The following is an 18,575-nucleotide window of genomic DNA, read 5'->3' on the forward strand; positions in this document are numbered from 1 at the left end:
ATTTTGACAAAATAAAAAAGCAGTATTTAAGTTTAAATACTGCTTTAGTAAAAATATTTTTAATCTTAATTTAAATTAGATAATTAACAAATATATTAAAATTAAAATTTGAAGTCAGGTTATTTCTGCATAACACATATAAGAAATATTTTAATTTTTTAATTAATAATGTTAAATTTTATTCTACTCCTAGTCAATCGCCTTCAGTGTTGGTTATAATGACAAAACCATCATTTTCATTATCTAATATTTCAAAATAACCATTTATTTGTTCGAAATGAAGTACTATTACTTTTACAAAAGTGTTGAAATCTTCATTTGTGACACTTCCGCCTCAACCAGAATGGTCATTTATAACAAATTTATTTTTAATAATTTTTATAATGTTTGCTGGTGAATTTTTATTTTGTTTGATTTCATTTCATGTGTTTTTGTTAATTTTAATTTTTAATTTATCATGGGCTAGAAATTTATATCATTTTTCAATGTTATCATAAACATTATGATGAATTGAAGTTGGCAACGCAATATCAGATGTTGCATGATGATGAAAAGCAAAATATATTCATGTTCCTGCAATTGCTAATCCTCCGATTACTAAGGATAGCCCTAGAGTTTCCGGAGCCAGAGCGGCAGCGGTACCAGTTTCTACAGCTATAACTCCACCTTCAACTGCTGCTGTTTCGGCCACAGTAATTGTTTCTGCAGCGGCTAAGCTTTCTGTTGTACTTGTTGATAAGAGTGGGGTCATTTCGATTGCTTCTGCATTTGTGGCACCAGTAGTAGCAGTACCACTAACAGTCATTTTTGTTCCATAAGCTGTTAATGTGCCCCCACTTAAAGCTGCTAATCCAGTATTTGTTAATTTTTCTTTAAAAGCTTTTTTATCATTTTCAGATAATGTTTGATAATAACGATTAATTTCATTTAATTTTTTTAATTTTTCTTCTTTTGAAAGAGCGTTGTATTGATTTATTGCCTTAGCGGTTGTTGTTTGTAAATTTTCCATATTTGTATTGATGGGTTGATTTCCTGCCGGGGCATTTTGTTTTATTTCGTCTTTATTGTTTTTAATTAAGTTAATTTCTAAATTTTCATCATTTTTTAAACTATCATCTTCTGTTTTTTTATCCACAAAATGATATTTATCTTTTTGTAATGATGTTATTGTTGGTTCTGGTACATTGGCAATATTATTGCCTTGATGAGCATCATCGTCCTCGTTATTGTTAGTCGGAATGGCGCGGTGTTGAGCATGATCATCAACCGGTAATTTAATTGGTTTTACCTCTGGTTTTGGGGTGGTTGTTGGGAAATTATCTGGTCTCTTGGTTATATCAATTACCGGGACATTTTCCTGATTGTCATTAATAGCAATAGGCTGATTTGGCCGATCTTCTTCTGGTGTTAAAGCAAAATTATAATGATTGTGAATACCCGAACCTTTTTCAAGCTCAACATAAGATATCGCGATGTTATTATTATTTGAATTTTGATTAACTGGTTGATAAGAGCCATTATTATTTACACTAATATTAGCATTTAAAAGATTGCTCATTGCTATTATTTCTGGTGTTCCCCCTCATGTTGAAAATTGTCGCATTATTTCTAAGTAATTAGTATCAATATCATTATTATCTTGAATAAGACTTCTAAATGTTAATTCGCCATTGCGATTTGGAATTGTCTCTAAATTTGATTGTATATAATCAACAACGCGATTACGAAAGAAATTTATAACTAGATTATTTGCTGTTTGATCTTGATATCATAATTGATTTAGATTTCTATTATTTTCTAAATCATGTTGTTGTAGTAATTTTTGAATATATAATAAATATTTTAAATTTTCTTCACCAAATAATTGGATAAATCGGTTTCTAAATTCTTCATTATTATTTCTCGCTGGCAATAAGTAAGATGTTGATACCGACCAAAACAAACAACTATTATCTGCTGGCACATCATACAAATTATTGTGATTTGTTGGCTCATCTGAATTATTTTGTTGTATGCGGTTACTAGCTTGTGTTTGACTTCCGTCAGCATTTGTATTACTGTTATCGGATTGTTTTAAAGTTACTGTACTTCCTTTAGGCCGTGTTCCCTGTTTTTTAGATTCATCTTCTGTAATTATTTTTTGTGCATCATTTGGTTTTCTTGCTTTTTTAGCAAGTGTAAATATAACTTTGACTGCACCATCAGAATATACACTTTGATCAATTGATTCAATAGTTGCCGCAGTATCAGTAATGCTATTTTTTTGTACTTTAACTTGATCAATATCTAAGCCAAAATTTAATTCTCTAACACGATTTAAAATTGTCTGTTCTTGCTTATCTGATATTTCTTCTAACTTAGTTTGTCTAATAACATCTGACAATTCAATTTTTAATAATTTTTTATTGTGTAAAAATTCAATAATATGATAAAATGGTAACGAATAAAAATGACAATAACAAGAAAGGCAGGCTTAGTTTAGTAATTAAATAATATAATTAGCTGATTGTTTTACTTTTTCAAAGTAATACCTAAGAAAACTAAACGCGACCAAATAACAAAAGACTTTTATTGTTAAACAAGATATAATTAATATTACATAAATAGTAAAATAACATTGTTGTGAGGTAAAATGCTAGTGTCTATTAATAATAAGTCGTTATTGCAAATAAATATTAGCAATTTGCAAAAATTAATTAATATTAATGATAAGAAAAGTTTAGAAAAAATTTTAAAAAATTTGCATAGTGCTGATTTAGCTGATGTAATTAATAAAATGGAAAATCTTAGTGAAGTTTTATATTTAGTACGGTTGTTGGATTCAAAAATAGCTAGTGAAGTTTTTATTAATCTTGATATGGAAATGAAAATGATGTTACTAAATGAATTAAGTAATACGGAAATAACGCAAATTGTTAATCAATTATATGCTGATGATATTGTTGAATTATTGGAACAAATACCTGAAGAAGTTATTAAAAAGCTTATTATCAATGCATCGCGTGATAAAAGAAAAGAAATTAATCTTTTATTAAATTATGAAGAAAATAGTGCTGGTTCAATTATGTCAGTTGATTTTGTGCAGTTATTTCAACATGAAAAAATTGGTCAAGCATTAGAAAAAGTGAAACAACTGGGTGAAAGAGCAGAAAATAGTGATAAGTATTATGTTACTGATAGTAAGAATAAGTTATTAGGAGTTATTAGTTTAAGAAATTTAGTTTTTGCTAATAGCAAAGAAGAAGTTAATAGTGTAATGGAAACTAATGTTGTTAGTGTTGATGCTCATAGTGATCAAGAATTAGTTGCTAATATTGTTCAAAAATATGATTTAAATGAAGTTGCTGTTGTTAATAAGCAAAATGTGTTAATTGGAATTATTACTGTTGATGATATTTTAGATGTTATGGAAGAAGAAGCGACAGAAGATATTGAAAAGTTAGCTGCAATTAAACCAACTGAGATGTTATATTTAAAAACTCCAGTTTGAAGAATTGTTCGTTCGCGAATATTTTGATTGTTATTTTTATTAGTATCAGCTACTTTTTCAGAATTAGTTATTGATGCTTTTTTACCTTTATTTGGTGCTAATAAAAATAGTAGTGATTTATCTAATAAGTTTTTAACTTTATTAGTACCATTATTACCAATTATTGCTGATACGGGAGGAAATTCTGGAAGTCAAGCCTCAACAACTATTGTGCGTGCTTTATCATTAGGTGATGTTACAATTAAAGATTATGGGCAAGTTGTTTGAAAAGAGTTAAGAATATCTTTTTTTGTTGGTTTAATTTTAATTTGCTTTAACTTTATTAGAATGATTATTATTAATCTTATTAAATATGATGGTGTTTTATATTGAGATCAGTGAGCTTCAATGATTACAATTTCAATATCTTTATGAATTGTTATTATTATTTCTAAAGTAGCGGGGGGAATTTTACCAATTGTTGCAAAATTATTAAGAATGGATCCAGCTGTTATGGCTGCTCCTTTGGTAACAACGATTATTGACTGTGTATCAACAACAATCTTTTTTTCTATCGCTTTACTATTTTTTGTTACTTAATAGATAGGAGAATAATATGAGATTACGAAATAATCCGCAAGCAAAAATATTTTTAGAAAATAATTATCAAATTGTTATTCAAGAACCCCACACTTATCAAGGTAATTGAGCATCAAAAATTTTTTTTAATTTTGTCGAAAACTCTTGATATTTATTGAATATACTTAATTTTAGGTATATTTTAATATGATAGAGGTGGATAATAATTATGGAAAAAATAATTCAAGAACTAGTAAATACTTTAACAGATGATCAATTTTTAGAATTTTATGAAAAAGTCAAACAACAAGCAGAATTAATAAAAAAACAAAAACGTTTAAATGAAATTGATCAAAAATTTAGAGCGCAAGGTATTAAATGCCCTAAATGTGAATCTTACCATTGCGTTAAAAATGGACATAATTCAGAAGGAAAACAAAAATATTTATGTAAAAATTGCCGTGCAAGTTTTGACGCTTTTCGTAATCATTTTATTTATTGAAGTCATTTAAATTATGAACAATGAAATTTATTGATTCAAATTTCATTGCTGGGGCAATCTAGTAAAACAATTTCTCGTTTTATTAAAACTACATTAAAAACTGCTTGATATAATCGTCAAAAATTAATGAAATCAAAACAATTAGAAAATACCCAATTAAAATTTAAAAAATTATCTGGTAAAATCCAAATCGATGAAACATTTATTAAAGAAATCCATAAAGGAAATTTCAAATATAAAACTGATCCACGAAGAATTCACCTTGACCCATTCGCAACTAATACTAAATGCTGTATTCAAATGGCAATTGATAATAATAACAATATTTATGTTAAATCCACAAACACCAAACGTTTACAAAAACAATGAGTTATTGAAAATATGAACAAAGGATTAATTAACGAAAATTCAATTATTACTTCTGATATGCAAAAATTATATTTTTTAGTAGCAAAACAAACAAATTCTACTTTATGTGTAACTAAAACAACAATTAATCCTGAAGCTAGTTATCGTAACTTAAATAAAATCAGTAAATTACAATCTAGTCTTAAAGAAGCCTTAATTCATTATCATGGTTTAGGTTTTACTAATATTCAAAATTATTTAAATCTCTGAAAATGAAAATACCAACATAAGGGTTTAACTCCAAACCAACAAACAGCGGTATTATATTTTAATGTATAAAAAAGTTAAAGTAAAAATAGTAATTTTATATAAAAGCCTTTTAAAATTATCAAGTTGATGATTTTTTTTATTTTATCAAGAGTTTTCGACAAAATTAAAAAAAATTTTTAATAATACTCAACCTTGTCATTTAGAAATTGGATGTGGTAAAGGAGACTTTATTATTGCTATGGCACATAAATATTCAATGATAAATTTTATTGCCATTGAAAAATCGGAAGTAGTATTAATGGCAGCAGTAAAGAAAGTGGTAGCATTAGAAAAAATTCCTACTAACTTAAAATTTGTTCAAATTGATGCTAATAATATTTTAAATATATTTGCTATTAATGAAATTACCGAAATATATCTTAATTTTTCTGATCCATGACCAAAGAAAAAACACTATATAAAGAAGGTTAACGCATCCTAAATTTTTATTAGCATATAAAAATATTCTTGTTAATGCTGGTAGAATTTTAATTCGTACTGATAATGCGATATTGCTTGACTTTACTATTAATAGTTTGAGGAGTGATTCTCATTGAGAATTATTAGTTCAAGAGCAAGATAGTTTATCTAGTATGTTTTTAACAGAGTATGAGAAGAAATTTATTAAACAAAATAAAGTAATAGACTTCTTGCAAAATTAATATGATAATTATAATTTTTAAATTTAAAATAAATATAAAAGTGTTATTAAAATAATTTTTAGATTATTTTTACAAATATTTTGTCATTAAAACATAATAAAAATTATTATTTACAATAAAAAAAGACTGAAATTTTAAATTATCAAATATATTTAAACTAATAGTTGTAAATTATAAATTGAAGCTATTAAATTAAATCTTAAAGCAAATCTTTTTCTACGATTTCGATATTTTTCACTAATAATTTTAAATTTTTTAAGTATAGCAAAAACATTTTCAATAACAATTCTCATTTTTGAAATTCGCTCATTATTTTGCTTTTCTTCTTTATTTAAAGGGTTTTTCTTTGATTTTCTTTTAGGAATTAAAACATTATGATTAATTTTTTGTATGCCTTGATAACCTAAATCCACTAAAACAGTTGTTTCTGGTAAAAATTTAATTTTTGAATCTTTTAAAATTTTAAAGTCATGGTTTTTACCATAAGAAAAATCAGAACTAATAATTTTTTTACTATCTTTTTCAATTATAACTTGTGTTTTTATTGTGTGTTTTTTCTTTTTTCCTGAGTAGTGCTGTTTTTGTCTTTTTTTGGGCGTTGGATTTGGCTTTCAGTTACATCAATTATAACAGTCTTATCTTTGAAATAATCTTTTAATAGTGATTTTTGACCAGTAAGTTGTTGAAAATTAGGGTGTTTTATTAAAGTGTCTTCAATTCATTTGATATTTCTATAACAACTACTTTCACTAATATCATAACTTTTTGCAATATGAAAATAAGTTCTATATTCTCTTCAATATTCTAAAGTCATTAAAATACGATTTTCTAATGATAATTTATTGGTTCTTCCGCGACGAAATCTCTTTTTTAATTCTTCTATTTTTAAAATTTCTAGCATTTTATTAAAAGTAGTATGTTTAATACCAGTTAATCTTAAAAAATTTTTATCACTTATTTGATTATTTTTTTTAAATTTCATTTAAATTCCACCTTTTTATTAAAAACAACAATTCAATTATATTTTAAATTAATTTTGCAAGAAGTCTAATATATTTTTAATTTTGTCGAAAACTCTTGATAAAATAAAAAAAATCATCAACTTGATAATTTTAAAAGGCTTTTATGTAAAATTACTATTTTTACTTTAACTTTTTTTATACATTAAAATATAATACCGCTGTTTGTTGATTTGGAGTTAAACCCTTATGTTGGTATTTTCATTTTCAGAGATTTAAATAATTTTGAATATTAGTAAAACCTAAACCATGATAATGAATTAAGGCTTCTTTAAGACTAGATTGTAATTTACTGATTTTATTTAAGTTACGATAACTAGCTTCAGGATTAATTGTTGTTTTAGTTACACATAAAGTAGAATTTGTTTGTTTTGCTACTAAAAAATATAATTTTTGCATATCGGAAGTAATAATTGAATTTTCGTTAATTAATTCTTTGTTCATATTTTCAATAACTCATTGTTTTTGTAAACGTTTGGTGTTTGTGGATTTAACATAAATATTGTTATTATTATCAATTGCCATTTGAATACAGCATTTAGTATTAGTTGCGAATGGGTCAAGGTGAATTCTTCGTGGATCAGTTTTATATTTGAAATTTCCTTTATGGATTTCTTTAATAAATGTTTCATCGATTTGGATTTTACCAGATAATTTTTTAAATTTTAATTGGGTATTTTCTAATTGTTTTGATTTCATTAATTTTTGACGATTATATCAAGCAGTTTTTAATGTAGTTTTAATAAAACGAGAAATTGTTTTACTAGATTGCCCCAGCAATGAAATTTGAATCAATAAATTTCATTGTTCATAATTTAAATGACTTCAATAAATAAAATGATTACGAAAAGCGTCAAAACTTGCACGGCAATTTTTACATAAATATTTTTGTTTTCCTTCTGAATTATGTCCATTTTTAACGCAATGGTAAGATTCACATTTAGGGCATTTAATACCTTGCGCTCTAAATTTTTGATCAATTTCATTTAAACGTTTTTGTTTTTTTATTAATTCTGCTTGTTGTTTGACTTTTTCATAAAATTCTAAAAATTGATCATCTGTTAAAGTATTTACTAGTTCTTGAATTATTTTTTCCATAATTATTATCCACCTCTATCATATTAAAATATACCTAAAATTAAGTATATTCAATAAATATCAAGAGTTTTCGACAAAATTAAAATAATATATTATTTAAAAGTAGTAAAAAATTCGTTTTAATAAAATTATTTTTTAATTTTGTCGAAAACTCTTGATAAAATAAAAAAAATCATCAACTTGATAATTTTAAAAGACTTTTATGTAAAATTACTATTTTTACTTTAACTTTTTTTATACATTAAAATATAATACCGCTGTTTGTTGGTTTGGAGTTAAACCCTTATGTTGGTATTTTCATTTTCAGAGATTTAAATAATTTCTTTAATTTTGTCGAAAACTCTTGATAAAATAAAAAAAATCATCAACTTGATAATTTTAAAAGACTTTTATGTAAAATTACTATTTTTACTTTAACTTTTTTTATACATTAAAATATAATACCGCTGTTTGTTGGTTTGGAGTTAAACCCTTATGTTGGTATTTTCATTTTCAGAGATTTAAATAATTTTGAATATTAGTAAAACCTAAACCATAATAATGAATTAAGGCTTCTTTAAGACTAGATTGTAATTTACTGATTTTATTTAAGTTACGATAACTAGCTTCAGGATTAATTGTTGTTTTAGTTACACATAAAGTAGAATTTGTTTGTTTTGCTACTAAAAAATATAATTTTTGCATATCAGAAGTAATAATTGAATTTTCGTTAATTAATTCTTTGTTCATATTTTCAATAACTCATTGTTTTTGTAAACGTTTGGTGTTTGTGGATTTAACATAAATATTGTTATTATTATCAATTGCCATTTGAATACAACATTTAGTATTAGTTGCGAATGGGTCAAGGTGAATTCTTCGTGGATCAGTTTTATATTTGAAATTTCCTTTATGGATTTCTTTAATAAATGTTTCATCGATTTGGATTTTACCAGATAATTTTTTAAATTTTAATTGGGTATTTTCTAATTGTTTTGATTTCATTAATTTTTGACGATTATATCAAGCAGTTTTTAATGTAGTTTTAATAAAACGAGAAATTGTTTTACTAGATTGCTCCAGCAATGAAATTTGAATCAATAAATTTCATTGTTCATAATTTAAATGACTTCAATAAATAAAATGATTACGAAAAGCGTCAAAACTTGCACGGCAATTTTTACATAAATATTTTTGTTTTCCTTCTGAATTATGTCCATTTTTAACGCAATGGTAAGATTCACATTTAGGGCATTTAATACCTTGCGCTCTAAATTTTTGATCAATTTCATTTAAACGTTTTTGTTTTTTTATTAATTCTGCTTGTTGTTTGACTTTTTCATAAAATTCTAAAAATTGATCATCTGTTAAAGTATTTACTAGTTCTTGAATTATTTTTTCCATAATTATTATCCACCTCTATCATATTAAAAATATACCTAAAATTAAGTATATTCAATAAATATCAAGAGTTTTCGACAAAATTAAAAAATAATTTTGAATATTAGTAAAACCTAAACCATGATAATGAATTAAGGCTTCTTTAAGACTAGATTGTAATTTACTGATTTTATTTAAGTTACGATAACTAGCTTCAGGATTAATTGTTGTTTTAGTTACACATAAAGTAGAATTTGTTTGTTTTGCTACTAAAAAATATAATTTTTGCATATCGGAAGTAATAATTGAATTTTCGTTAATTAATTCTTTGTTCATATTTTCAATAACTCATTGTTTTTGTAAACGTTTGGTGTTTGTGGATTTAACATAAATATTGTTATTATTATCAATTGCCATTTGAATACAGCATTTAGTATTAGTTGCGAATGGGTCAAGGTGAATTCTTCGTGGATCAGTTTTATATTTGAAATTTCCTTTATGGATTTCTTTAATAAAAGTTTCATCAATTTCAATGATGCCACTAAGTTTCTTAAAGTATTTTTGAGTTTTTGCTAATTGTTTTGATTTCATTAATTTTTGACGATTATATCAAGCAGTTTTTAATGTAGTTTTAATAAAACGAGAAATTGTTTTACTAGATTGCCCCAGCAATGAAATTTGAATCAATAAATTTCATTGTTCATAATTTAAATGACTTCAATAAATAAAATGATTACGAAAAGCGTCAAAACTTGCACGGCAATTTTTACATAAATATTTTTGTTTTCCTTCTGAATTATGTCCATTTTTAACGCAATGGTAAGATTCACATTTAGGGCATTTAAATACCTTGCGCTCTAAATTTTTGATCAATTTCATTTAACCGTTTTTGTTTTTTTATTAATTCTGCTTGTTGTTTGACTTTTTCATAAAATTCTAAAAATTGATCATCTGTTAAAGTATTTACTAGTTCTTGAATTATTTTTTCCATAATTATTATCCACCTCTATCATATTAAAAATATACCTAAAATTAAGTATATTCAATAAATATCAAGAGTTTTCGACAAAATTAAAAAAATTATTTGATATACATAAATAATAATAAATGTTAAAATAAGATAAAAGTTAAAGAGGTGGCTTTAATGATTAAAATTAAGTTAAATGATTTACCAAGTAAATATGGTACTATTAAGCAAATTTTAGTTGAACAAGGGAGTCATGTTAAAGCCTTTCAAAATATTTTGCTTATTAACCCCTAACTGTGAAGGTCAAGAGATTCCGGTTAGTACTTTATTTGATGGTGATATTGAAAAATTATTTGTTTGCCCTGAGGGTGATAGTGTTAAACGCGGTGATGTTGTTGTTAAAATGAAGATTATGTTGAAAGAAACTGTTTCTGAAAAATCAGTAAAACCAATAAAATCGTCATCAAAAAAGCCATTTTCTAATTGAGAAGAATTAGAAGAACAAGAGCAAGAATTAAAGTTTAATTTATCAGAAAATCAATCACATTTAGAAAAGGATTTTACAGCAAAATTTGAAAAAAAAGTTATTAATGAAAAATTATCGCCAATGCCAAAACTTAAAACTCCAAATCAAGTAATTGAAAAAAAACAAAGTATTATTAATTCTAATAGTGTTATTAATGATATGCAAGAAAAAACTCCATTGTCTGAAAATAATTTAAGTTCAAAAACAACTTCAGAAGAGTTAATAAAGAAAAATGAAAAACCGTTATCATTTCGGGAAATAATTATGAAGCGAATGAATAATTTGCAAGAACAAGTTGTTACCGTTAAAGAAAGTAAAACGCAATCAAGTGATGCCAATGCTTCTGTTGTTGATAATGTTCGGAATACTATTTATAAAAAAATTGATTTAATTCAAAAAGGTAAAATTAATAACGATAGTAATATTGAAGAAATTAATAAAATAATTTCTGAAGAAGTAGATGATAAATTAGAAACTATAGAAACTATTAAAAGTCAATATCAACCATTAGGATATCAAGAAAAGAATACTGAGCAAGACAAAGTTATTGTTTCTAAGTCGGAAGTAAATTTAAAAGAATTAATTGATGAAGTAACTGATGAAAATATAAATACTCTTAAATTTTATAGATAAGTATTGATAAAATAAAAAAAATCATCAACCTGACTTTTAAAAATTAATTTTATTAAATTTTAGAATTAATGGTTATAAATTAAAATACAACAAGCTTGATTGTTGATAAGGATTTAAAGAGCCTGTCCAAAATTCTGTGTCTCGATAATTCATTCTGAATTATACTTAAACGAAGGAGAACAGAAAATGACAAAAAAAAAAAAAAAATAAAAAAAGAACCTGACGCAATTGATAAAGTTGTTGATTATTTTTTAGAAAATATTGATAATCCACAAGATTTATTTAAAGGCAATACTATTTTTCAGGAATTTACCAAAAAATTAACTGAACGAATGTTAAATACGGAAATTAAAGATCATCTTGAAACTGATGAGAATCATAATAAAAGAAATGGCAACACACAAAAAACCATTATTACTAAAAATGGTTCAATCGCAATTGATGTACCAAGAGATCGAAATAGTACTTTTGAACCAGTAATTATTCCGAAAAGACAAAGAAGATTTGATAACTTTGATCAAAAAGTAATTTCTTTATATGCAAGAGGAATGACAATTTCTGATATCAAAGCACAATTGCAAGAATTCTATCACGGAGCAGAAATTTCAGAAAGTTTAATTAGTCAAATAACTGATGATGTTATTGAAGAAGTTAAAATGTGACAAACTAAACCTTTAGAGAAGATTTATCCGATTGTTTATTTTGATTGTATTGTTGTTAAAGTAAAGCAAGATAAACGAATAATAAATAAAGCAGTTTATCTTGCCTTAGGAATTAATTTAGATGGTTTAAAAGATATTTTAGGAATGTGAATTAGCGAGAATGAGGGAGCCAAATTTTGACTTAATATAATCTTTTCTTACGGAAATGAAAAATCGTGGCTTACAAGATATTCTTGTTGCTTGTAGCGATAATTTAACTGGAATGTCTGATGCAATAGAAGCTGTGTTCCCAAAAACACAGCACCAATTATGCATCGTTCATCAAATTCGTAATAGTTTAAAATTTGTCCCTTACAAAGATCGCAAACTTGTAGCTAATGATTTAAAATCAATTTATACAGCAATTAATGAAGAAATAGCGCTAGTTGCTTTATTTCATTTTTCAGAAAAATGAAATAAAAAGTATCCACAAATTACTAAATCATGAAAAAATAACTGAAATAATTTAATAATTTTTCTTGAATATCCTCAAGAATTTAGAAGGATTATTTACACAACTAATGCGATTGAATCTGTTAATAGTAAACTAAGAAAAGTTATTAAGAATAAAAAGATTTTTCCTAATGACGCATCAGTTTTTAAAATATTTTATTTAGCATTTCAAAATATGGTTAAGAAATGAACGATGCCAATTCAAAATTGGGGTAGTGCAATTTCACATTTAATGATAAAATTTGAGGACAGAGTGAATTTAAGTTAATTACTTAGAGACACAGTTAATTGTACAGTCCCCTAATTTCATTGCTGGGGCAATCTAGTAAAACAATTTCTCGTTTTATTAAAACTACATTAAAAACTGCTTGATATAATCGTCAAAAATTAATGAAATCAAAACAATTAGAAAATACCCAATTAAAATTTAAAAAATTATCTGGTAAAATCCAAATCGATGAAACATTTATTAAAGAAATCCATAAAGGAAATTTCAAATATAAAACTGATCCACGAAGAATTCACCTTGACCCATTCGCAACTAATACTAAATGCTGTATTCAAATGGCAATTGATAATAATAACAATATTTATGTTAAATCCACAAACACCAAACGTTTACAAAAACAATGAGTTATTGAAAATATGAACAAAGAATTAATTAACGAAAATTCAATTATTACTTCCGATATGCAAAAATTATATTTTTTAGTAGCAAAACAAACAAATTCTACTTTATGTGTAACTAAAACAACAATTAATCCTGAAGCTAGTTATCGTAACTTAAAATAAAATCAGTAAATTACAATCTAGTCTTAAAGAAGCCTTAATTCATTATCATGGTTTAGGTTTTACTAATATTCAAAATTATTTAAATCTCTGAAAATGAAAATACCAACATAAGGGTTTAACTCCAAACCAACAAACAGCGGTATTATATTTTAATGTATAAAAAAGTTAAAGTAAAAATAGTAATTTTACATAAAAGCCTTTTAAAATTATCAAGTTGATGATTTTTTTTTATTTTATCAAGAGTTTTCGACAAAATTAAAAGAATATTTTAATTTAAATAAAAATGGGGCGACTGATGGGAATTGAACCCACGAATGTTGGTTCCACAAACCAATGCGATAACCATTACGCCACAGTCGCCATATATAATGGTTTTTATTAACCGATAAAATTATATAACTATTTTAAAAGAATGTAAACTCATTAAAAAAGGTCGCGTTTAGTTTTGTTATGTAAGGTAACACAGACATTTTAGACCAGTAAGAATGTTCCTCTTAACAATAATTTTTTAAAGGAGATAGGTATTTTAATTAATAAAATTAAACTAACTTTATTAATTTATTAACTTGTTCGAACAAAAACTAAATTATATTTAAAAAGTTGTGTTGTAAATATGAAAACACTTTTTAGGTGTGCCAAAAAATGCTTTTTGGTAATTTCGAGCATTTCTCGCACCTAGTTAGCTAACATAACTTAGTTAAACATAAGAGAAATAACATAGATTTCTTAGATAGTTAACTATGTTAGCTAACTAGGAAATTGCATATAAGGAAGGATATATATTAGACTTCTTGCAAAATTAATATGATAATTATAATTTTTAAATTTAAAATAAATATAAAAGTGTTATTAAAATAATTTTTAGATTATTTTTACAAATATTTTGTCATTAAAACATAATAAAAATTATTATTTACAATAAAAAAAGACTGAAATTTTAAATTATCAAATATATTTAAACTAATAGTTGTAAATTATAAATTGAAGCTATTAAATTAAATCTTAAAGCAAATCTTTTTCTACGATTTCGATATTTTTCACTAATAATTTTAAATTTTTTAAGTATAGCAAAAACATTTTCAATAACAATTCTCATTTTTGAAATTCGCTCATTATTTTGCTTTTCTTCTTTATTTAAAGGGTTTTTCTTTGATTTTCTTTTAGGAATTAAAACATTATGATTAATTTTTTGTATGCCTTGATAACCTAAATCCACTAAAACAGTTGTTTCTGGTAAAAATTTAATTTTTGAATCTTTTAAAATTTTAAAGTCATGGTTTTTACCATAAGAAAAATCAGAACTAATAATTTTTTTACTATCTTTTTCAATTATAACTTGTGTTTTTATTGTGTGTTTTTTCTTTTTTCCTGAGTAGTGCTGTTTTTGTCTTTTTTTGGGCGTTGGATTTGGCTTTCAGTTACATCAATTATAACAGTCTTATCTTTGAAATAATCTTTTAATAGTGATTTTTGACCAGTAAGTTGTTGAAAATTAGGGTGTTTTATTAAAGTGTCTTCAATTCATTTGATATTTCTATAACAACTACTTTCACTAATATCATAACTTTTTGCAATATGAAAATAAGTTCTATATTCTCTTCAATATTCTAAAGTCATTAAAATACGATTTTCTAATGATAATTTATTGGTTCTTCCGCGACGAAATCTCTTTTTTAATTCTTCTATTTTTAAAATTTCTAGCATTTTATTAAAAGTAGTATGTTTAATACCAGTTAATCTTAAAAAATTTTTATCACTTATTTGATTATTTTTTTTAAATTTCATTTAAATTCCACCTTTTTATTAAAAACAACAATTCAATTATATTTTAAATTAATTTTGCAAGAAGTCTATTATCTTTTTACAAAAACCAAAAAATTATTGATATGAGGAGTTAATAAATAATGACTAACTTAAAAAATTTATTTTTGAATAAAAAATATATTGTTGCTGAAACAACAAATGCGATTTTACTATCAATTCCCAATAGTGGTGGTGGTTCTTGAGTTCCTAGAAAACTAGTATACCCATCAATTAAATATGCAAATCAGATGGTGATCGGTATTTTTCCAGAAAATGATTATGAAGTTATTAAGTATGATGCCAACGGTGCACAGAAAATTACAACCATTAAGGGGCAAGAAATTATTAATTTGTATGAAGAAGTTAAAATTAAAAATCGACAAAAATTTTTAGAAAATATTAAAAAATCTGAAGCTGATAAAGATATTAATTTTAATTATATTATTCCCGAATGACTAAAAGAAACTGATTTAAATTAGTTATTAAATCTTGAACAAGTACGAAATGGCTAAAAAATATTGTTATGTTATATATTCTTGCGAAACCAATGAGTTAGTCGGTGTTTATGATAGTGTTGCCGAAATTGTAGAACGCTATTATGGACTTTCGCGTAATAATCCTAATTTTAAAAGAAAAGTACACTCATTAGAAACTGTAATTTATTACAAGAAAAAAGCCATTCGTCCGCGGAAATGAATTATTTATAAAGAAATAATTGAGGAAGATTAATTAATGGAAAACAAACATTTTTATTGACTTAAAGCGTTACGCCAAAAATATTCTTATAAAGAATTAATTACAGCGTTAAAAGCAGTTAATTATCAATTAAAAGAAAAATCATTGCAATGTGAGTTTAAAAGAATAGAAAATTATTGTAAGCGAAAAACTAAAAAAAATTATGATTATCAAAATTGCTGTGTGCCCCAAGAAAAATGTACTCATTTTCTTTGCTGACAACACATAAGGAGAAAAATATAATATGTCTAAATCTTTATTGAGGCGTGGTTCACCGCTTCCGATTACTCAACGAAAAAATGTAGTTGTCATAAGGTAAGTATTTATTTTATGAATTATATAATTGGAATCGACCCCGCAGGAATTGGTTCTACTGGTATTGTTCTTTGGAATTTTGAAAATTCATGCATTGAATTTAACGAAACAATAATTTCTGAAAGCGTTGAACAAGCAATTTTTAAAATTAAAAAATTATTTGATAATTTTAAAAGAATAGAAAATTTTAAGCCATTGTTTATTATTGAAAATTTTTTCTTAACTAAAGGTAGAACGATTACCAATCCTTTAGCAACCTCAGAACTTATTGGAGCAATAAGCAGTCTTTTAAGGTTTAAATATCATTGGCACTTTCTTAGACAAGAGCCTTCTAAAAAGAAAGGATTTTTTTACAAAGGAAACTTAAAACTTACCAAACACGAGCACGATGCGTGAAAGCATATTCAATACTTTTTGGGTAATGAGGTAAAACAAAATGTTAAAAGCACTAAAAACTAAAAAAGAAAATGAAGTAATTGACTATGTTAATTTTGTAAATTTGACAGTTATTTTAAAAGATATTCCCAAAATCACAGAATTTAAGCAAAAAATAGCTATTAGTAGTGTTGTTGTTAAAGTTGTTAATGTTCAAGTTAGTTGAGCGGGTCTTAACTACACAACGCTCTCTATTTATGAAGAAAAGTTGCAAAAAGGATTCTTAAAATTAAAAGAACACGATATTATTTTAATTGAGGGAAAATTACACAATCGTTATTATCCAAATAAGACCACCCACAAAACATTTTTTAGCATTGAGGTTGAAAAATTTAAAAAAATTGGAAAAAAAAGAAAAAATAAATAGCTAAAAACTCAATAATTAGAAAAACTCATTAGATAATTAGAATATCAAATGAGTTTTTTATTTGAAAAAGGAGTACACACCAAATGAAAATTAGAGATAAAAAAATCGTCTTTATTGGTGAAGACGGACAACCCGAAAAAAATGCTGATGGAACTTTTAAGGTGAAAAATTTATATCGTGGCTTCACTGAGCAAAATGACTATACTGCTAATTTTCAGGAAAAAGCAAAAAATCTGTTACAAAGAGAAACGGATGCACTAAAAAAATTTGCCGACAAAGAAAAAGAATATTTAACTTTTAAAAAAGAACAAGAAATTAATAAATTAATTCAAGATGCTAATATTGATAATCAATTTATTAATTTTGTGAAAAACTCAATTAATTTTGAAAATGATATTGAAGTAATTAAAAATGATATTAATAATTTTGTGGCCACGATGCCAAAAATTAAACACACATTAGACACAGGAGGCGTTCCAAATAAGGCTGATGATAAAAATACTAACCCTTCTTCTAACTCAGAAGAAATAATTTTTTCATCAGATGCTTTAACCCCTCAAGAGTTAATGTTTAAAAGAAAGGAAGATAAATAATAATGGCGTTTTTTATTAATGTTGACCAATTAAGAACATTGGTTTCAAGCAAATGAAGACCCGAATTTCCACGAACAGGAAGTTTAATTCACCAACTTTTTGCAAATGAAATAGCTTTTACCGAATTTGAATATGGTGAGAAAGTAGTTATTCCACTTGCGACGGACGGAACTATTAATAGAACATGAGACCCAAATACTGGTTCCAAATCTAACTATGCAACGAGAAAAAAATAGAAGCTACCTTGGACAAAGTAATTGATATTCAAGAACGCATAGGGCGTTTAGAAAGTAAAGCAGTAGGTCCCAAATTCATTGAAAGTAAAATTATTCGTCTTCGCCAACAAATGGCTGAAATTTATGACAAATACGATGCTGAACAATTAGTGGCTGGCGGTACAGCAATTGCAACCGCAAAACCGATTACTAAAAACACAATTCTTGAAGAAATGGCAAAAATGCGAATTGCTGTTGTCAATTCTGAAAATGAGTGGACAAGTGGTTTCTTGCTCGCGACGGCTGATGTAGTGACCGAAGCTACTTATGCGAAATTGGTAACCGCTTCTCCTGATGGTGTGCTAGGTATGGTTAACGGAGTTGTCGGTGTTGTTAATGGTTGTATAACTATTGAAGTGCCTAAATCTCGCTTGCCCGAGAATGTTAATATGATATGAGTTAATACTTTGGCATATGCGACATTTACAGGTATTGATTTGCCTATGGATGTAGGTATGTATACAGACGAAAAATATATGGGGCAAGTTTATATCGCTGAACGAGAATTTTTTACTGGTAAAGTTGCTGTAGCAAAAATGGTTCATTATCACAAATCAACACCAGACCCAGATAAATCAAAACCAGTATCGGGTGCCGGTTCAGGTCAAGGTGGTTAAAAAGAAAATTAGGCTATA

At 25.6% G+C, this 18,575-nt stretch carries 24 protein-coding genes, 1 tRNA gene and 1 pseudogene; 16 read left to right on the plus strand and 10 right to left on the minus strand.

Annotation, left to right across the window (positions count from 1 at the left end; genetic code table 4):
* Window positions 1-178: 178 nt before the first annotated feature.
* Window positions 179-2,383: an OTU domain-containing protein gene (locus AAHM82_RS07275; protein ID WP_342263471.1), complete on the minus strand. Its 2,205-nt coding sequence runs from the start codon at window positions 2,381-2,383 to the stop codon at window positions 179-181.
* A 255-nt stretch (window positions 2,384-2,638) separates the two neighbouring features.
* Here AAHM82_RS07275 and mgtE point away from each other — a divergent pair, with 255 nt between their 5' ends.
* The 5 genes from mgtE to AAHM82_RS07300 all read left to right on the plus strand — a co-directional run bounded on the left by mgtE (window position 2,639) and on the right by AAHM82_RS07300 (window position 5,869).
* Entirely contained in the window at window positions 2,639-4,069 is a 1,431-nt protein-coding gene (mgtE, locus tag AAHM82_RS07280; RefSeq protein ID WP_342263472.1) for a magnesium transporter, read from the plus strand.
* A 16-nt stretch (window positions 4,070-4,085) separates the two neighbouring features.
* Window positions 4,086-4,262, plus strand: a complete 177-nt coding sequence (locus tag AAHM82_RS07285; protein WP_342263473.1) for a hypothetical protein — start codon at window positions 4,086-4,088, stop codon at window positions 4,260-4,262.
* A gap of 15 nt (window positions 4,263-4,277) precedes the next feature.
* Window positions 4,278-5,237, plus strand: coding sequence for an IS1/IS1595 family N-terminal zinc-binding domain-containing protein (locus AAHM82_RS07290; protein ID WP_342263474.1), 960 nt, complete (start codon window positions 4,278-4,280; stop codon window positions 5,235-5,237).
* Window positions 5,230-5,649 (plus strand): hypothetical protein, encoded by a 420-nt coding sequence (gene trmB, locus AAHM82_RS07295; RefSeq protein ID WP_342263475.1) that lies wholly within the window; start codon window positions 5,230-5,232, stop codon window positions 5,647-5,649. Before AAHM82_RS07290 ends, trmB begins: the two co-directional genes overlap by 8 nt.
* A gap of 94 nt (window positions 5,650-5,743) precedes the next feature.
* Window positions 5,744-5,869, plus strand: coding sequence for a hypothetical protein (locus AAHM82_RS07300; RefSeq protein ID WP_342263476.1), 126 nt, complete (start codon window positions 5,744-5,746; stop codon window positions 5,867-5,869).
* 152 nt (window positions 5,870-6,021) lie between these two features.
* Here the strand turns inward: AAHM82_RS07300 and AAHM82_RS14050 are convergent, their stop codons facing one another.
* The 6 genes from AAHM82_RS14050 to AAHM82_RS07325 form a co-directional block, all read right to left on the minus strand.
* Window positions 6,022-6,414: a transposase family protein gene (locus tag AAHM82_RS14050; protein WP_342264845.1), complete on the minus strand. Its 393-nt coding sequence runs from the start codon at window positions 6,412-6,414 to the stop codon at window positions 6,022-6,024.
* Window positions 6,411-6,851 (minus strand): transposase family protein, encoded by a 441-nt coding sequence (locus AAHM82_RS14055; protein ID WP_342263396.1) that lies wholly within the window; start codon window positions 6,849-6,851, stop codon window positions 6,411-6,413. Before AAHM82_RS14055 ends, AAHM82_RS14050 begins: the two co-directional genes overlap by 4 nt.
* 175 nt (window positions 6,852-7,026) lie before the next feature.
* Window positions 7,027-7,986 carry an IS1/IS1595 family N-terminal zinc-binding domain-containing protein gene (locus tag AAHM82_RS07310; RefSeq protein ID WP_342263352.1) on the minus strand — a complete coding sequence of 320 codons (960 nt, stop codon included), beginning with the start codon at window positions 7,984-7,986 and terminating at the stop codon, window positions 7,027-7,029.
* 423 nt (window positions 7,987-8,409) lie between these two features.
* Window positions 8,410-9,369: an IS1/IS1595 family N-terminal zinc-binding domain-containing protein gene (locus AAHM82_RS07315; RefSeq protein ID WP_342263477.1), complete on the minus strand. Its 960-nt coding sequence runs from the start codon at window positions 9,367-9,369 to the stop codon at window positions 8,410-8,412.
* A 15-nt stretch (window positions 9,370-9,384) separates the two neighbouring features.
* Window positions 9,385-10,224, minus strand: coding sequence for an IS1/IS1595 family N-terminal zinc-binding domain-containing protein (locus AAHM82_RS07320; protein WP_342263478.1), 840 nt, complete (start codon window positions 10,222-10,224; stop codon window positions 9,385-9,387).
* The gene (locus AAHM82_RS07325) at window positions 10,187-10,336 is read right to left on the minus strand and encodes a hypothetical protein (protein WP_215826808.1); all 150 of its coding nucleotides are present in this window, start codon (window positions 10,334-10,336) and stop codon (window positions 10,187-10,189) included. Before AAHM82_RS07325 ends, AAHM82_RS07320 begins: the two co-directional genes overlap by 38 nt.
* A gap of 229 nt (window positions 10,337-10,565) precedes the next feature.
* Here AAHM82_RS07325 and AAHM82_RS07330 point away from each other — a divergent pair, with 229 nt between their 5' ends.
* From AAHM82_RS07330 to AAHM82_RS07340, 3 genes and pseudogenes are all read left to right on the plus strand, one after another.
* Window positions 10,566-11,471, plus strand: coding sequence for a hypothetical protein (locus tag AAHM82_RS07330; protein WP_342263479.1), 906 nt, complete (start codon window positions 10,566-10,568; stop codon window positions 11,469-11,471).
* Between the two features lie 206 nt (window positions 11,472-11,677).
* A pseudogene (locus tag AAHM82_RS07335) lies at window positions 11,678-12,893 on the plus strand (IS256 family transposase).
* A gap of 20 nt (window positions 12,894-12,913) precedes the next feature.
* On the plus strand, window positions 12,914-13,417 hold the full coding sequence (locus tag AAHM82_RS07340) for a hypothetical protein (RefSeq protein ID WP_342263480.1): 504 nt from the start codon (window positions 12,914-12,916) through the stop codon (window positions 13,415-13,417).
* A 284-nt stretch (window positions 13,418-13,701) separates the two neighbouring features.
* Here AAHM82_RS07340 and AAHM82_RS07345 read toward each other — a convergent pair.
* The 3 genes from AAHM82_RS07345 to AAHM82_RS14065 all read right to left on the minus strand — a co-directional run bounded on the left by AAHM82_RS07345 (window position 13,702) and on the right by AAHM82_RS14065 (window position 15,202).
* A tRNA-His gene (locus AAHM82_RS07345) sits at window positions 13,702-13,777 on the minus strand.
* Window positions 13,778-14,372: 595 nt separating this feature from the next.
* Window positions 14,373-14,765: a transposase family protein gene (locus tag AAHM82_RS14060; RefSeq protein ID WP_342264845.1), complete on the minus strand. Its 393-nt coding sequence runs from the start codon at window positions 14,763-14,765 to the stop codon at window positions 14,373-14,375.
* Entirely contained in the window at window positions 14,762-15,202 is a 441-nt protein-coding gene (locus AAHM82_RS14065; RefSeq protein WP_342263396.1) for a transposase family protein, read from the minus strand. Before AAHM82_RS14065 ends, AAHM82_RS14060 begins: the two co-directional genes overlap by 4 nt.
* Before the next feature lie 119 nt (window positions 15,203-15,321).
* Between AAHM82_RS14065 and AAHM82_RS07355 the strand changes: the two genes are divergently transcribed.
* From AAHM82_RS07355 to AAHM82_RS07390, 8 genes are all read left to right on the plus strand, one after another.
* Complete coding sequence (locus AAHM82_RS07355) at window positions 15,322-15,699, plus strand: hypothetical protein (protein WP_342263481.1); 378 nt, start codon at window positions 15,322-15,324, stop codon at window positions 15,697-15,699.
* A gap of 25 nt (window positions 15,700-15,724) precedes the next feature.
* Entirely contained in the window at window positions 15,725-15,949 is a 225-nt protein-coding gene (locus tag AAHM82_RS07360; protein WP_342223644.1) for a hypothetical protein, read from the plus strand.
* Between the two features lie 3 nt (window positions 15,950-15,952).
* Complete coding sequence (locus AAHM82_RS07365) at window positions 15,953-16,198, plus strand: hypothetical protein (protein WP_342263482.1); 246 nt, start codon at window positions 15,953-15,955, stop codon at window positions 16,196-16,198.
* An 87-nt stretch (window positions 16,199-16,285) separates the two neighbouring features.
* The gene (locus tag AAHM82_RS07370) at window positions 16,286-16,729 is read left to right on the plus strand and encodes a hypothetical protein (protein ID WP_342263483.1); all 444 of its coding nucleotides are present in this window, start codon (window positions 16,286-16,288) and stop codon (window positions 16,727-16,729) included.
* Window positions 16,707-17,072 (plus strand): hypothetical protein, encoded by a 366-nt coding sequence (locus tag AAHM82_RS07375; protein WP_342263484.1) that lies wholly within the window; start codon window positions 16,707-16,709, stop codon window positions 17,070-17,072. Before AAHM82_RS07370 ends, AAHM82_RS07375 begins: the two co-directional genes overlap by 23 nt.
* Window positions 17,073-17,155: 83 nt before the next feature.
* Complete coding sequence (locus AAHM82_RS07380) at window positions 17,156-17,665, plus strand: hypothetical protein (RefSeq protein WP_342263485.1); 510 nt, start codon at window positions 17,156-17,158, stop codon at window positions 17,663-17,665.
* A gap of 2 nt (window positions 17,666-17,667) precedes the next feature.
* Window positions 17,668-17,901, plus strand: coding sequence for a hypothetical protein (locus AAHM82_RS07385; RefSeq protein ID WP_342263486.1), 234 nt, complete (start codon window positions 17,668-17,670; stop codon window positions 17,899-17,901).
* 8 nt (window positions 17,902-17,909) lie between these two features.
* The gene (locus AAHM82_RS07390; protein WP_342263487.1) at window positions 17,910-18,557 is read left to right on the plus strand and encodes a hypothetical protein; all 648 of its coding nucleotides are present in this window, start codon (window positions 17,910-17,912) and stop codon (window positions 18,555-18,557) included.
* Window positions 18,558-18,575 lie beyond the last annotated feature (18 nt).

It is taken from the genome of Spiroplasma endosymbiont of Clivina fossor (assembly GCF_964031115.1).
Classification (GTDB): Bacteria; Bacillota_I; Bacilli_A; order Mycoplasmatales; family Nriv7; genus Nriv7.